This is a genomic window from Methylobacter arcticus, assembly GCF_050917435.1.
Classification (GTDB): domain Bacteria; phylum Pseudomonadota; class Gammaproteobacteria; order Methylococcales; family Methylomonadaceae; genus Methylobacter_A; species Methylobacter_A titanis.
This window is the reverse complement of record NZ_CP159583.1, coordinates 1611485-1626337: the sequence shown is the minus strand read 5'-3', so window position 1 is coordinate 1626337 and position 14853 is coordinate 1611485. Positions and strand designations below refer to the sequence as shown.

General features: G+C 54.1%; 13 protein-coding genes. 10 read left to right on the top strand and 3 right to left on the bottom strand.

Annotated features, from left to right (window positions below):
- The first annotated feature begins 91 nt into the window (after positions 1-91).
- Genes ABXJ76_RS07795 through ABXJ76_RS07755 form a run of 9 tightly spaced genes read left to right on the top strand, consistent with a single transcriptional unit; the run spans position 92 to position 12906 of the window.
- A complete protein-coding gene (locus tag ABXJ76_RS07795) occupies positions 92-3592 on the top strand; it encodes a tape measure protein (RefSeq protein WP_432745765.1) in 3501 nt (1166 codons plus the stop codon).
- Positions 3589-3969 carry a hypothetical protein gene (locus ABXJ76_RS07790; protein ID WP_432745764.1) on the top strand — a complete coding sequence of 127 codons (381 nt, stop codon included), beginning with the start codon at positions 3589-3591 and terminating at the stop codon, positions 3967-3969. The genes ABXJ76_RS07795 and ABXJ76_RS07790 overlap by 4 nt, the downstream gene beginning before the upstream one ends.
- Before the next feature lie 3 nt (positions 3970-3972).
- Complete coding sequence (locus tag ABXJ76_RS07785) at positions 3973-5931, top strand: hypothetical protein (protein WP_432745762.1); 1959 nt, start codon at positions 3973-3975, stop codon at positions 5929-5931.
- An 8-nt stretch (positions 5932-5939) separates the two neighbouring features.
- Positions 5940-7502, top strand: coding sequence for a hypothetical protein (locus ABXJ76_RS07780; protein ID WP_432745760.1), 1563 nt, complete (start codon positions 5940-5942; stop codon positions 7500-7502).
- A 47-nt stretch (positions 7503-7549) separates the two neighbouring features.
- Entirely contained in the window at positions 7550-7960 is a 411-nt protein-coding gene (locus ABXJ76_RS07775; RefSeq protein WP_432745758.1) for a hypothetical protein, read from the top strand.
- Complete coding sequence (locus tag ABXJ76_RS07770; protein WP_432745757.1) at positions 7960-9297, top strand: WD40 repeat domain-containing protein; 1338 nt, start codon at positions 7960-7962, stop codon at positions 9295-9297. Before ABXJ76_RS07775 ends, ABXJ76_RS07770 begins: the two co-directional genes overlap by 1 nt.
- On the top strand, positions 9298-12090 hold the full coding sequence (locus ABXJ76_RS07765; protein WP_432745755.1) for a hypothetical protein: 2793 nt from the start codon (positions 9298-9300) through the stop codon (positions 12088-12090).
- Between the two features lie 5 nt (positions 12091-12095).
- Positions 12096-12293: a Com family DNA-binding transcriptional regulator gene (locus tag ABXJ76_RS07760; RefSeq protein ID WP_432745753.1), complete on the top strand. Its 198-nt coding sequence runs from the start codon at positions 12096-12098 to the stop codon at positions 12291-12293.
- Entirely contained in the window at positions 12256-12906 is a 651-nt protein-coding gene (locus tag ABXJ76_RS07755; RefSeq protein WP_432745752.1) for a DNA-methyltransferase, read from the top strand. Before ABXJ76_RS07760 ends, ABXJ76_RS07755 begins: the two co-directional genes overlap by 38 nt.
- On the opposite strand, the gene ABXJ76_RS07750 is transcribed toward ABXJ76_RS07755, so the two are convergent.
- Complete coding sequence (locus ABXJ76_RS07750; protein WP_432740541.1) at positions 12869-13813, bottom strand: IS1595 family transposase; 945 nt, start codon at positions 13811-13813, stop codon at positions 12869-12871. The genes ABXJ76_RS07755 and ABXJ76_RS07750 overlap by 38 nt on opposite strands.
- On the opposite strand from ABXJ76_RS07750, the gene ABXJ76_RS07745 reads away from it, so the two are divergent.
- Positions 13812-14216, top strand: coding sequence for a site-specific DNA-methyltransferase (locus ABXJ76_RS07745; protein WP_432745750.1), 405 nt, complete (start codon positions 13812-13814; stop codon positions 14214-14216). The two genes, ABXJ76_RS07750 and ABXJ76_RS07745, sit on opposite strands and share 2 nt — an antisense overlap.
- A 43-nt stretch (positions 14217-14259) precedes the next feature.
- Here ABXJ76_RS07745 and ABXJ76_RS07740 read toward each other — a convergent pair whose 3' ends face one another.
- Together ABXJ76_RS07740 and ABXJ76_RS07735 are read right to left on the bottom strand one after the other, a co-directional pair.
- Positions 14260-14544 carry an addiction module antidote protein gene (locus ABXJ76_RS07740; RefSeq protein ID WP_432745748.1) on the bottom strand — a complete coding sequence of 95 codons (285 nt, stop codon included), beginning with the start codon at positions 14542-14544 and terminating at the stop codon, positions 14260-14262.
- A 3-nt stretch (positions 14545-14547) separates the two neighbouring features.
- Positions 14548-14841: a type II toxin-antitoxin system RelE/ParE family toxin gene (locus ABXJ76_RS07735; protein ID WP_432745746.1), complete on the bottom strand. Its 294-nt coding sequence runs from the start codon at positions 14839-14841 to the stop codon at positions 14548-14550.
- Positions 14842-14853: the final 12 nt, after the last annotated feature.

Below are 14853 nucleotides of genomic sequence, written 5' to 3'. Positions count from 1 at the left end.
CTGATTGAACGCGGGCATTCAGGCGTTTTCGACTACGGCTGGACTTTCTTTATCGCCGCCTTGACCTATTCACCCGAGAAATCATAATTAAATGGCTAATCCTAATCTAGCAATGCGCATCATCCTCCGCCTGCAGGATGATGCCAGTCGCGGCCTCGATACGGCCCGGGGCCATGTGCGCGGCATTGGCCAGGAAGTTGATCGCGTTAAACAGCTGATGGTCGGTTTCTTCAGTTTTGTCGCGATTAAGCAAGGCCTTGAAAGCCTGACGGGCTTATCGAACAAATATGCCAGCCTAACCGGGCGTATTAAGCAAGCGATTGGCTCGACCGGCGATTTAGCGGCAACACATCAAAAATTATTCGATATTGCGCAGCGTACCAATACGCCGCTGGAAGAGACGGTGCAGCTGTATGCCCGTGGTGCCCAAGCGTTAAAAAAATTTAGCAACGGTCAGGGAATAGCCGCCAAGCTGGCCGAAACCGTCGGCCTGTCGTTTAAGGCGCAGAGTTCCAGTGCCGCTGAGGTAACATCGACTATTACTCAGCTGACGCAAGCTATCTCTACAGATACTGTGCAATGGGAGGATTTTGGGCAATTGGCCGATACCAACCTGATGTTGGTCAACGTCGCGGCAAAAAATCTCGGCTATGACGGTTTGGGGTCGCTTAAAAAGGCCATGGCCGACGGCAAAGTTGGCAATGCTGAGTTGGTCAATGCGATTGTCGGCGGCTTTGATGAGATTAAAGCCGCCGCTGACAACATGCCGCTCACGGTTGCCGCATCATGGACTAAGCTGGAAAATCGGCTGTTAGTCTTTGTCGGCCAATCCAAGGGGGCATCCGATGCCACGCATGCAATTGCTAGTGGTATAGGCTTTATAACCGACCATCTTGATCAGTTTGTCGCACTGGCCATCAAGGCCGGTGAGGTGGCTTTGGCCATGTTCGCGGCCAGCAAAGTCAATGCATTGCTGAACTATACCCAAGGCCTGATCGCCTCGGCCGCCGCTGCCCGAGCCGATGCGGCCGCCGCCGAACTCAACCGGATTCAAACCCTTGCGCTGCTCGAAGCCAAGGCCGCCGCCGCCCGAGCCGGGGTGACGGCGCAGCGGGCGATGCTTGAAGAAGCTCGTCTGGGCGTGGCCCTGGCTGCCACTACCAACGAGCGCACGCTGGCAACCGCAAGGCTCACCGCCGAACTGAATCGTTTGGGCATTGCACAAGGCCGCGCCAGTACGGCGACGGCAAATCTGGCGGCCGCGCAGGACGTGGCTGCCGTCAGTACCACACGCCTGAGCCGGGCATTTGCCGCGTTGGGCGGCTTGGGCGGCATGGTTAACGGCTTATTCGGCGCCTGGATAGCCTGGGACATCGGCACCACCATCGGCAACTGGGGCTTGCAGTTCGACTGGGTGCAAAAGGTCGGGGCCAATATCGCGCAGATGACCGCCAAATTTGTCGCGTTCGGTGCCTTTATGACCACGCCATTATCGCTGGCCAGCTGGCAGACCTTCGCGGCAGAATTGGATAATATCGACGTCCATTTTGACGGCGTACGCGCGAGTATCGGCAAGACCACCCAGGCACATGCCGACGGCGCGGCCAGCATGGCGCAAACCGAAGCGGAAAAAAGCGCACTGATAGCCGCCGAAGCGCTGAAGCAGCAGACCGCGTTCGCCAGCGTACAAACAGCGGCCAAAGCCCTGTCCGACAGCATCAGCGCCGAAGCCAAGGCGCAAACGGCGGCGATTGAGCAGGCCTTGATCGAGCGCCTGGCGCTGATCGACGCGATGGACATCAGCGAAGCGGCAAAAGATACCTTGCGGGTCACGGCGAAACTGGCGGCGTCAACTGCCGAAGTGACGCTGCAGCAAAACACCGCAGAGCAAAAACTGGCGGTTATCGACCAGGAATATGCCGCCGAATTGACACTGGCGGCAACCAACGCCCAGCGCAGCGGCGAGATAGAAAGCCAAAAGCGACGGGATAAACTGGCGGTTTATACCGGTCTGGCCGACTATTATCAGGGCGAGGTTAACCGCCTGTCCGGCGTTTATGCCAGCGAGTTGCAACTGGCCCAGCAAGCCAAACAGCAACTGGAAAATCTGAATCAAACGCATGAACAGGCGCTGTTTAACATCAAGTTAATGGGCATGGGCGAGCGCGAAAAGATTGATGCGCAAGAGTCCTTATTTAATGACAAGCTCAGGAAAATAAAAACAGAACGAGCCAAGGGCGAACAGGCCGACCAGGATAAAATAAACGCCTTACTGGGCGATGCGCGCGGCTTGCACGATCAAATTACCAGCGCGGCCGGTAACGGTTCCGACGCACTGGCCAAAGCCAAGGGCCGCGAAAACATTTTGTGGGCGCAGGAAAAAACCACGCTCGAAGCCAATGCAACGGCGCACGAAAAAAATGCCGAACGCGCTAAAGCCGCGCATAACGGCGTCAATGAGCAGTTGCAGGCCACGCAAACGACCATCAAAGACATTACCGACAAGCTCAATGCCGAGTATGCGCTAAAAATAGGCATCGATACCGCCAGCCTGACCGCCGCGCAATCCATTATTGCCCGGCTGGTTGCGCCGGAAACGAAAACCATTTATATCAACACCGTTGAAACCAGCGGACCGGCAGCGCAAGCCACCGGCGGCCCGGCCGGACAACCGACCGGCGAACCTTGGCGTTTTGCTGCAGGCGGGTTTTTGCCCAGAACCGGCAAACTGCCGGGCTTCGGCGGCGGCGACAAGATCAAGGCATTGCTGGAATCGGGGGAATTTATCGTCCGTAAAGAGGCGGTTAAAAAACTGGGCATGCCGTTTATGCACCTGGTCAACGCCGGACAACAACCGGTCGGCGATGTGATCCGTCGGGCCACCGGAGGCCCGGTAGATGCCAGTCAAATCAGGCGCGATGGTGCGGCGTCGGCAAGAACAGCCCATCGTAGGCAGCAACTGGACGATCTGGGCAGCGCTCTGCTCGATATTGCCCAAGGCGCTGGGATGCTGGCAGACCGCAGTCATTACAACGGCTATGCCATAGGATCTGGAGCGGCCAATAAACTCGATACGACCGTTTTAGCGGGGCTTAACGCCAGAATGCGAAAAGCGTTCAGCGACGCCGAGGTAGGATCGGGATCTGATGACGGCATGGCCATCATCAGGGAAGCGGGCGACGACTATCAAAAAAACGGCGCGGCCGCCACGTTATCAGCGACAAAAGAGCGTATCCGTCGATTGATTGAAGATCTGACTATTGCCGACGCCCAAGCACTGGAATCCTCGCAGACTATCAGTCATCAGGCCGACAGCCGGGCGGTTGCGGTGGAGCGCGAGCCGTCAGCCGCAAAGAAAAGAGTGGCGGCATTGCCCACGTTGCCCGAACCGAAAACTTTTTCCGTGCCGCAGCCGGTCTTGCCCGCCAAGGCCTCATCCGGCAACGGTCAGGCACAAGCTCAAGGATCGTCTACCACCGTGAAAGTGCAGTTTGTCTCGCCGACCGGCAGCCAGTCGGCGGGTCGCTTTAACCCCAGCGACGCCAGTGCCATTTTGCAAGTATTGAAAGATTCGGGAGCGAGGACAGTATGAGCATAACCCTGGACGCTATCACGCTGCCGGAAGACCTGATTTGGACCGACGAATTCGACTGGTCGCCACGCCAGCAAAAAGAAACCTACACGCTCACCGGCGCTTTGGTGGTTGAGCTGGGCATTAAGCAAAAAGGCCGGTCAATTACGTTAGTGGGCGGCGAACAGGCGGCGTGGATTGAGCGCAGTGTGTTGATGTCACTTTATGCCAAGTTGGACAGTGCCAGCGTGATGACCTTAACGCTGAATGACGCGCGGGTGTTCAGCGTGGTGTTTAGCGCCGACTCGCGACCGATTGAAGCCGCGCTGATTATCGATTATTCCACGCCAGCCAGCACCGACTGGTATTCGCTTACTCTTAAATTAATGCAGGTTTAACCCATGGCCATCCTTTCAGGCGACATCAAATTACTCAAATCGGACACCATGTCCGACGCGCCTGAAGGTGGCGGAGCTATTACCGGCGAACTGATACTGTCCGGCGAAAGCAACAACATCTTCGACGACATCAGCACCATGGACAGAGTCTACGGTGCGGTGCATATGCGTAAAGTGTTTCCCGCTGTGCAGACCCAGAACACCGACCGCTACTTTGGCTCGCACGTCATCATCAGCAAATTGCCGGGCGATGGCAAGATCGGCGTCAACCTGTTCAATACCGGCGATTATTTTGACCGCAGGCCATCAGCAAAAAGCCGGGTGGAGAATTACCGGGCTAGGGGACCCCTGTACAGCGGTTTTTTGTGGGCTACTCAGTATGTGGGGAGTAGGGCTGTTACCATTTTCCAGCGTGAAGACGCGAAGATTCCCGGCATTGGCGATGTTCTTGAGCTGGTATCGGCGACGGCGTCGCAGACGATCAAGATTGTTAAGCTGGTCGAGTCGGTGCAGACTTTCGCCGACGGCGACAACACCTTTACCCGGCGGATTCTGGAAATTGAAATATCGGACGTACTGACCGCTGATTTTGTCGGCCTGCAAATGACGCGGCTGGATACGCAGTTACCGCCCACGGTCATTTATAAAACCGTAGTCGCCAATGCGGCAAGGTATTACAGTGCAAGGCCGCTGGCGATTCCGGCGGCATTGGGTGCATTGACCGTTAAAACGGACTCGGTTTATTCCCAAGTGGTACCAAGTTCCCAGTCCGAATTGGCGTTGGTCGATGTGACTGCAGGCAGTAATGCGGTACCGTTGATTGAATCGGGGCCGAGTGTGACGGTGAGTTTGGGTACCGGTTCCACCGCTATCTTTAGCCGCTACTTGGGCAGCCCGATTACGCCGGGTTCGTTGTCGTTGACGATGAACAGCATTGCCTTTACCGATGTCGCAGGCACGATAACCCGCACCAGCGACGGCGTGGCTTACGGCACGGTGGTTTATGCGACCGGCGAGCTACGCTTTAATGCACCGCTCAGTTTAAATGGCTGGGCTATTTCAGCCACTTTCAAACCCGCCGCCGCCCCTATCCGCATTGCTGACACCACCTCGGTACGGGTCACCGCCGCTAACCGGGGCTATGTCTGGACGATCAATCTCAACCCGCCGCCGCAACCCGGCGCTCTATCAGTCAGTTACCGGGCGTTAAATTCCTGGTATGAACTGCGCGACAATGCCAGCGGCGGCTTAATAGGGGAACAGGGCATAGGCTCGGGTTCGGTCAACTATGTGACCGGCTCGGTGACCTTGACGACAGCCGCGTTACCGGATGCCGACAGCGACATTATTTATGCGTGGGCAAAACCGGCTGATTTTTTCAACCGTTCCAATATTGCGCCGGAAAAGATGGTGATTAAGCATCAGCTAGGCAGGTCTGGTTTTGTCGCGTCCACCTTGGCAATTACTTGGAATGACGGTACGGCAAGGACAGCAACATGCAACGGTACGGGATTAATCAGCGGCCATGCCACGGGGCAGTTAAATATGGGCACAGGCGAACTGCTGTTAAGCCCTGTTACGTTGCCGCTGGGTGGGTCTACGTTTACGTTCAATTACAATGCGCCAAATGAAGCCGATATGGTTAAGGTGACTGTTAGTGGGTCTAATCCTGCTGGTGATCTGCTGACTTTTGATTTGACGGAAACGGATATTTTGCCGGGGTCACTGAAACTGCATTGGTCTGTTTCATGGGTATCCCTGACCGGAAACGGAGCCAATTCAGCTACCGCTGGTGAGTTTGCCTATGATGACGGCGCTGGTACTTTGGCAAATAACACTAGAAATGCCGTAATTGATTATGCTTTAGGCACTATTACGTTTGATCCGACAGTTGCAAAAACACAGAAAGTTGCTGTTTATGAAGATGACGGCAGACGTAGCTTACTTAGCTCACAACAATAGGCATTTAAATGTTAGTATTTACAGGTTATACAAGCCAACCCACAACAGCAAATTTGCTAGACAACCTTGCCGCCTCATTCTCAAAAGGCGGCGCGGCTTCGGCGGTCACCGAAACCCTAAACCTATCAACCATCGAACTCGACCTAACCCCAAATTATGCCGAAGCCATCGTCTCTGGCTCTGTGCGTTTCACTTTCAGCGGTAGAACCTACATTGACCGTAACGGCCAGCTTTATTACAACATCGACGCCGCCACAGGCTCAGGCACTTACGGCGGGACGATTGACTACAGCACGGGCACTTGCATTCTGACGTCTTGGGTAGCCGGTCAAGACACCACCATCGGCTTGCAATCGCTAACCACCACGATGAATTTCCAGCCTGTCTCCAGTGCTGTCATGCGCACCCCTGCCGCACCAATTAAACCCGGCGTGTTCCAAGTCCGTGCGACACCCGCAGACGGCGGGGGTTTGATTTCAGCGGAGGCGTTAAATACCGGCGAGATTCAATCTGATTTTATTCAGGGTTTTATCGAATACGAGACGGGCGTTGTCAAGTTGATGTTCGGGCAATGGGTCACAGCCGCAGGCAACGAAGAAGAATATTGGTATGAACCCACTAACGTTATAGACGGCTTAATCTTCCAGCCTCGTTTCGTCTACGCCGACACCATTTTCTACAACACCGTTGCCTACACTTACCTGCCGTTATCCGCAGCCATACTCGGCCTTGACCCTGTGCGCCTGCCGTCCGACGGTCGGGTTCCGGTTTATGCGCCGGGCGATGTGGTGGTGGTGCTCAACGACCAAACCAGCGTTGGCACTTTCACCAGTGGAGGCACTCTGGATCTAGGCCGGGTTAGGTTGGCAAAGTTGACTGTCCGCGACGCTGCCGGTAACGCGTTGCCCTCGGATAAATACAGCGCCGATCTGGATACCGGCATCATTACCTGGGGCGATTTAAACGGCGTCAGCCAACCGATCAGCATCGTTGATCGTATCGAAGACATGGCGGTGCTGTCGGATGTGCAAATCAACGGCCAGCTGTCGCTGTCGCAACCCTTGACCCACGCTTTCCCGCTGGAAAATACGCTGGTATCAAACGCCATTGTCTACGGCACGATTTATGCCCGAACCTCGGTGCCGTTCGACCAGCAAACCTGGACCAATGTCTGGAGTGACACGCTGATAGGCAGCGGCGTCGCGGCGCAGTACAACAACACCCAGTACCCGATTGTGGTTAACAACGCCTCGTGCATCGCTGAAAACTGGATTTGTCAGTTCACCAGCTCGACTGCCTTTAACGTCATCGGCAAGAACATCGGCCAGATTGTGACCGGCGCTTCAACGTCCACAGTGACGGCCCCGATTAACCCCAACACCGGCGAGCCGTATTTCACCATTCCCGCCGCAGGCTGGGGCGGCGGTTGGGCTTCCGGTAACGTGCTGCGCTTTAACACCTACGCGGCCAATGTGCCGGTTTGGGTGATCCAGGCTATCGCTCAGGGTGAGGCTACCGACACTGATTACACGCTGGCGTTGGAACTACGCGGCGATATTGACCAACCGTAGGGGCGACCGGCCGGTCGCCCTTTAACACCACATAAACGAGAAACACTATGGCACATTTAGCCTTTGCAACAACACTAAGAACCGCGCGTTCGCAAGCCATCATCACGGCCTTGGACACAGCGGCAACAGGCAAGTTTTTACTTTACGATGGCACCCAACCGGCAACCGGCGCTGCAATTACCACGCAAACCCTGATCGGCACCTGCGTGCTGTCAGACCCCTGTGGCACCGTAACCAATGGTGTATTAACCTTTGCCGCCATTGCCGATGACCCGGTTGCCGATGCCACCGGCACCATTGCCTGGGCAAGAGGTGTCGATGGTGATGATGGCTTTGTTCTCGATATGAGCTGTGGCGTAGCAGGCGGGGCGCAGGCGTTGTTGTTTAATACACTGTCGGCTCAGGCGGGCGGGGTGATTCAGATTTTAAGTGGTTCAATTACTGAGGGGAATATGTGATGGCTAGGAATACCCTACTGATGGCAGTTAATGCCACGCCGTTCTTTGTTATCGTCGATAGCATTACCGAAAAAATGTCAACGCCGCCCGTGGCTGCTACTAACAATGCCACAGCTGTTGCTTTTAATGCTGACAGCACTAAAGCTGTCGTGACATTTACCGGGGCGCCTTATTTTCATGTTTATACCGTCAGCGACTGGAGCAAACTAGCTAACCCAGGTTTCATACCCCCAGGGGGTTGCTATGCCTGTGATTTTAGTTACGATGGTACCAAACTAGCGATAGGTTTTTCAGGTGCTCCTTATTTGAGTGTTTACAACACGTCGGACTGGACTAAATCTTCACCCAGTGCAGCCCCGACGGGGACTGTTTTTGGCGTTTCATATAGCCCAGATGGTACTAAATTAGCTGTGTCGCATACAAATACGCCGTTTATTACGCTGTATAACACTTCGGATATGAGCAAAATAGCGAATCCAGCTACGCTTCCAGCCTCTAATTCAGCTTGTTGTGATTTCAGTCCAGATGGCACCAAGCTTGCCGTAGGACATACCAACTCGCCGTTTATTACACTGTATAACGTCAGCGACTGGAGCAAGCTGGCGAACCCCAGTTCGCTGCTGCCCGCTAGTCCAACCTGCTGTGCGTTTAGTCCCGATGGCACCAAGTTGGCGATAGGTCATACATCGGCCCCTTTTTATACTATTTATAACGTCAGCGACTTAACCAAATTAACGCTGTCATCTCTCCCGATGAAGTTAACCATAGCGGCGGTCAAATCAGTAATATGGCGCAACAACGACATCTGCATTATGAGTACAGACGGTTGCCCTGGCGTGGTAGAGCTGGACGTTATTACTGGCACTTTTGTGCGTCAAATAGATGCTGTCAGTAATGTTCTTGGTGTTGCGTTGAGCGTGGGGCCTGGGTGGAAAATAGACGGCACGATTTCCGAAAGCTTAGCTGCGAGCAGTTGGATAGCGTCGGCTTATGATTATGATACCGGCACTTTTCTTAATAGCAGCACGTTTACTGGCACTACGTTCAGCGTTGACTTATCGACGCCATCGCCGGTTACTTTAACGGTAGCAGCTAATCAAGGCAGTCAATGGCAAGCATCGAAATCGACAGCACTCAACGCACTGGCTTACCCGACCAACCCGGCCAATACCCCGTATTATTACCAAGCCACGGCAGGCGGCCTTACCGCCTCGTCCGAGCCGGTTTGGCCGATTACCGTGGGCGGTACGGTGGTAGATGGTACGGTAACATGGACACGGGTTGAACGTTTGATCCAGCCGATTACCCAAGCGCCGCTTATCCCCGTACCGGTCTAAATGATTTGGCATTTTAGCGGGGGAGATTACGCCCCGCTAACGTCGTTCAGCCTGTTCGGTGTCACCACTGAGCCGGTCGGCGACAGGACGCCCGTGGTTTATGCGCCTGCTGCCTTTAGTATGGCAGGCGTTACCACTGAGCCTGTAGGCGACCGTACTCCGGTTGCGCCTGCGTCCTATGTGTTCGGGTTTGGCGTCGATTACACGCCGGTTAGCCATTATCCGTTTTCTGGTGATGTTTATGCGCCGGGCAATCTTTATGATTTTGCCGATTATTACACGCCTGAGAATACCTTTGCGCTGTTTGAAGTGCCGCCGTTTGTTAGGCGTGTGCCGGTGCTTTATGCGCCTGCCTTGTTTACGATGGCAGGCGTTACCACTGAGCCTGTAGGCGACCGTACTCCGGTTGCGCCTGCTGTTTACATTTATACCTTTGCCGAGGCGGCTTATACGCCGGGCGGCGGCTTTAGTTTTGTCGCTGAGATTGTTGACGAGGGTTCCGGCGTTGTTGGGCATTTATCGGCTGTTACCGATGACGCCGCTGGTTCATTTGTTGCCTACGTCGCCCCGTGTGCGGTGCTGTCTGCCGTTACCGATGATGCGGTTGGCTCGTTTTCCGGCAAGATCGTCACCAATCAAGGCGTTTTTTCTGCAACTACCGATGATGCTGTGGGGTCGTTTAGTGGCGAGTACGATTCAAATGTGCCGCGTTATACCGTCGGTTCGGTCGTGTCTGACCAGCAAGAAGCCTTGCAAGCCGCGTTAACAGTGAATTTTGTTTATGAGCAGACGATTCCTGCTCCGCTTTACACAGCATCGATCCAACAACAAGCCGCGCCACTGAATCATGCGGCTGATGTGGTCATGGAACAGACCTTGTTATTGATGCCTGAGGTGACTGCCGTGGCCGAGCAGGCGATTCCGCTGACTGACCAGTTCGCCGTCGTGCTCGAGCAAATGGAGTTGCTCAGGCCGGATGTTTCCGCCGTGGTTGAACAAGCTATTCCATTGTCTGACGGTTTTGTTGCCGGGTTCAATATTCTTGATTTTACTCACAGCGAAACCACGCACCCGGTTCAAGACTGCAAAGATTCGCTGCATACAGTGTTGCGGCGTTATTGGCATGAAGTAGAACCTGTTTCCTCTTGGGTTCCGTCACACGCTTTTACGTTTGCCTCACAAGCTGACATTAACGATGACCGCTCTTACAGTCAGAACGCCTTACCGGCTTACAACTTTACCGCTGACTATGCGCCGTCGTCATCGTTTGTTCCGGTTGCCAATAGCCTGACAGCGACAGTAAGAAACCCAGTCGCTCAGCAACAAGTCACCCCAACATGGCAAGGCGCAATGGTCTTGCGCGATTTCGCCATTTACCACGCCGGAATGCTGCTTAGCGAAACCGAATCGCGCTTCCAACGTGCTGCCAGATTAGGCGTCGAGTTCCGCTCTGTCGTCCAAGATGCCCAGCGGGTTTGGACAGGCGGCAACGCATCGCCCTGGGTGCCTACTCAGGTTTACCCGCCGAACCCAGACCCAACCGATCCGCCCGGCCATGTCACTATAACAATTCCTACCCAATCGGCTTACATTATGCAACACACCATCACCGTCACCCTGCTCGATTTAACCCCGATTTCGATGGAGTCGGTCAATTTAGGCCTAGATGCCGATTCATTCGCCTGGCAGTTTTCCGGCACCTTGCTGGACAAATCCGATCTGGTCAAGGTGCAGCAAGTCGGCAGCGATGAGCCGGTGCAGTTGGTGATTACTATCAACGGCTACAACTGGAAAGTGTTGGTAGAACGCATCGAACACAGCAGACAATTCGGGGGGCGCAGCATTTCCTTGTCCGGTCGCGGTTTAACGGCATTACTGGGGCAACCTTACGAACAACCGGCTAGTGCTACGCAATCATCGGCATTGACAGTGCAACAACTGGCAGAGCTGCAACTGCCGACCGGCTGGACAATCAACTGGACAGCGGTGACCTGGCTCGTGCCATCCGGTGCCTACAGCTACAACAACCAAACGCCGATACAGGCACTGGCGACCTTGGTCGGCGACATCGGCGCGATGATTGTACCCAGCCGCGACAGTAAAGTGCTGAACGTCATGCCGCGTTATCCGGTGCTGCCGTGGGATTTTGGCTTGTTATCGCCTGATGTGGTCATTCCCGAAGCCGCTATCACTGAGTTAAGCCAACGCCCGGTCGTACCGTATCAAGCCAACGGCGTCTATGTGCATGGTACTGAGGTAGGAGGCGTTCTGGCGTGGTGCAGACTGGACGGCACCGATGGCGCGAGACTGGCCTCGACCACGTCCAATGCGTTGATGACCGATGCCATTGGTTGCAGGGCCCTGGGTGAGAGAATCATTGCAGGCCAGTACACTCAACCGTCGGTGCGTTCATTGTCAGTGCCAATGGATGGCGTTATTGTGCCATTGGTCAGCGTCGGCCAGTTGGTCAGCGTTACGCTGGACGGCGTAAGCGTTAAAGGTATCGTCAACAGCGTGTCGATAGCAGCCTCGCTAGGCAGTGTCAGACAGACCATCCAGATCGGCGAAGAAACACCGAACACATGGGCGATGTTCAAAGAGTTGCTGCCGCGTGACCCGTTGTTGGTGGGGACGTTATCTGTGACCGATAGCGTTATCAGTTTGATAACGCTATTAGATGGCGGCGTGGTGCGGGTACGTGGGACTGGAACAGTCGGCGGGAAATACTATATCAGAGCCGGGAAGATCGACGGCGAAGCCCCGGCTATGGGGCAGAATGAGATTGTGATATAGATTTTATGATGAATGATATACGCTGCGGAGCCTGCAGCAAAAAACTAGGCATGGGCATTTATCAAACTTTGCAGATCAAATGCCCGCGCTGTAACACACTAAATTTCTTGAGGGCCGAGAGCCCCAAACCAGAACACCACGAGTGTCATTGCAAAAGCGACACTCATGAGAACCTACCAAAAAGCCAACGTAACCCTACATAACACCGACTGCCTAACCCTACTGGCGCAATTACCCGACAACAGCATAGACCTGATCGCCACCGATCCGCCGTATTACAAGGTAAAGGGCGAAGCGTGGGATAATCAATGGCAAAACAAAGACGCCTTTTTCGCCTGGCTGGATAGCATTCTGGTGGAATATCATCGCGTGTTAAAACCGGCTGGATCGTTATACCTGTTTGCCGGACCGCATCTGGCGACGCAAGTGGATATTGCCGTAAGCCAGCGCTTTAACCTGCTAAACCATTTAATCTGGCGCAAACCCAATGGTCGGCATAACGGCTGCAACAAAGAATCGCTACGCCGCTACTTTCCGCAGACCGAACACATTATGTTTGCCGAAAGCCGCAAGAAAACACCGTTCGCCTTTGAACCGATCCGCGCTTACCTGGACGATGCCAGAACCGCCGCCAACATTTCCCGCAAACAAATAGACCAAGCCTGCGGCTGCCAAATGTCCAGCCACTGGTTTGATCGATCACAATTTACCTTTCCCGGCCGACCGCATTACCAAACCATGGATAAACTGTTCGGCGCTGCGTTAAAACCCTACCTGATTACCCATAATCCTCAGCCATCTTCAGTAGCCGCATAGGCATAGGTGGTGTTCTGACTGCAACGTAACATAGGCGGGGCAGCATATCCTCAAGGACAAATCGCCGATTGAAGCGATAACAAAATTCTGCCAAATAGCGCGGAAGGTGTTTATGATTGATAGCGTGATAAGTCCCGTCAATCGACCTTTTGACATTACCTATCATCGTATTGACCCAAGTGAAGGGTTCCAGCGAGACACATTCAGGGCCTCCACCGGTTACGATGCTGGTATGCTGGCATCCTGCCTTGGTAACAGCGGCAAAACAGGCCAGTCCGTCCGAGACCACGTGACTATCGGTGCTAAGATGGCGCTTCGCCCAACGAGTGATTTCTTTGGAGCGGAACCCGTTGACCACAGTCATGTTCATGGCAATAGGATGTCCTTTTTCGTTGACCGACACAGCCGCCACAAAAGGTGTTTTGTTGGGTGAACCCCGTCCACGCTTGCCTCCCCGATGTTCGCCGCCCCAATACACGTCATCCAGTTGGATGACGCCGGATAACGGCTTACTATCATCACGCTCCTTCATTACTTGCATCAGCTTCTGTTTGATGCTCCAGGCGGTATTGTATGAAACACCTAATTGACGGCGCAGTGAAAGGGCAGAAACGCCAGTTTTTGCTTGTGTGGTCAAGTGGATCGCGAGAAACCAAGTTGTTAACGGGAGTTTCGTCGCAGAAAAAATGGTGCCACTAATGAGGGAATGTTGATGGTGGCAGTGATTGCACTGATAAACCACTCGTGTTTTCAGGGAGCAGTAGCTTTGCCCACCGCATTCAGGGCAAACATAGCCTTGAGGCCAGCGCCACTGAAACAAGGCTTTTCGGCATTGCCCTTCACTCCCATAATTTTTCATGAACTCGCCCAGGCTATAGCCTTTTTGAAATTGAACTTTGTTTTTCATGACGTTATCCCATCCGTATGGTAGATACTGTCAGTATAGACATTCTTGTAACATTGGCTGTTCTTTATGGGTAATTAGGAAACCCTATGACCAACTGAAGGCGGAATACAAAGCTATCAAGCAACAGCGCCGCCACTTTGCGGTGACTAAACACGTCCACTACACCAACGTCTGGGATTTTAAACCAGTGCAATGGTATCCGGGCAAACATCCCTGCGAAAAGCCGCTTGATTTAATGCGCCACATTATCGAGGCCAGCTCAAAGCCGGGCGATGTGGTGCTGGATACCTTCGTCGGCAGCGGCTCGACGGCGATTGCCTGCAGGGAGTTGGGGCGGGAGTTTGTGGGGTGTGAGATGGGGGATGTGGAGTTTGAGGGGGCGGTGGTGAGGCTGGATAGATAAACGGCAGGTCGGGCATGTTGTTATGCCCGACTATTGGCTGTGACTAAACCGGCTCGACGTGCAGCTTAACCCCCAGCGCCTTAATCACCTTTAAAATCGTATCAAAGCGTGGCTGGGATCCAGGAGAAAGCGCCTTGTATAGGCTTTCTCGCCCAAGGCCAGACTCTTTGGCAATCATCGCCATACCCTTGGCCTTGGCGATGTAACCCAAAGCACGGAGCAGTTCGTCACTGTCGCCGTCATCAAGCACTTGGGACAGGTATTCACTGATAGCTTCGTCGCTGTCGAGCAGACTGACCATATCAAACGGCAATAGTTTTACACTCATGATTCAAATCTCCTTAGCAAGTTCAACAGCGCGTTTAATGTCGGCTTGTTGTGTGGATTTATCGCCACCGGCGAGCAACACTACGACCACGCCGCCGCGCAATGTAAAGTAAACACGATACCCGGCGCCAACATCGACGCGCATTTCGGACACCTCGCCACCTACCGGCTTAATATCGCCCAGATTGCCGTGCTCAGCGCGGTCGATGCGCCGTGAAATCGCGGTTTTGGCACGTAAATCACGCAAGGCAGAATGCCACTTGGCGAAGGCTTCGGTTTGTTCGACGATGTAGTTCATGGGGTTATTGTA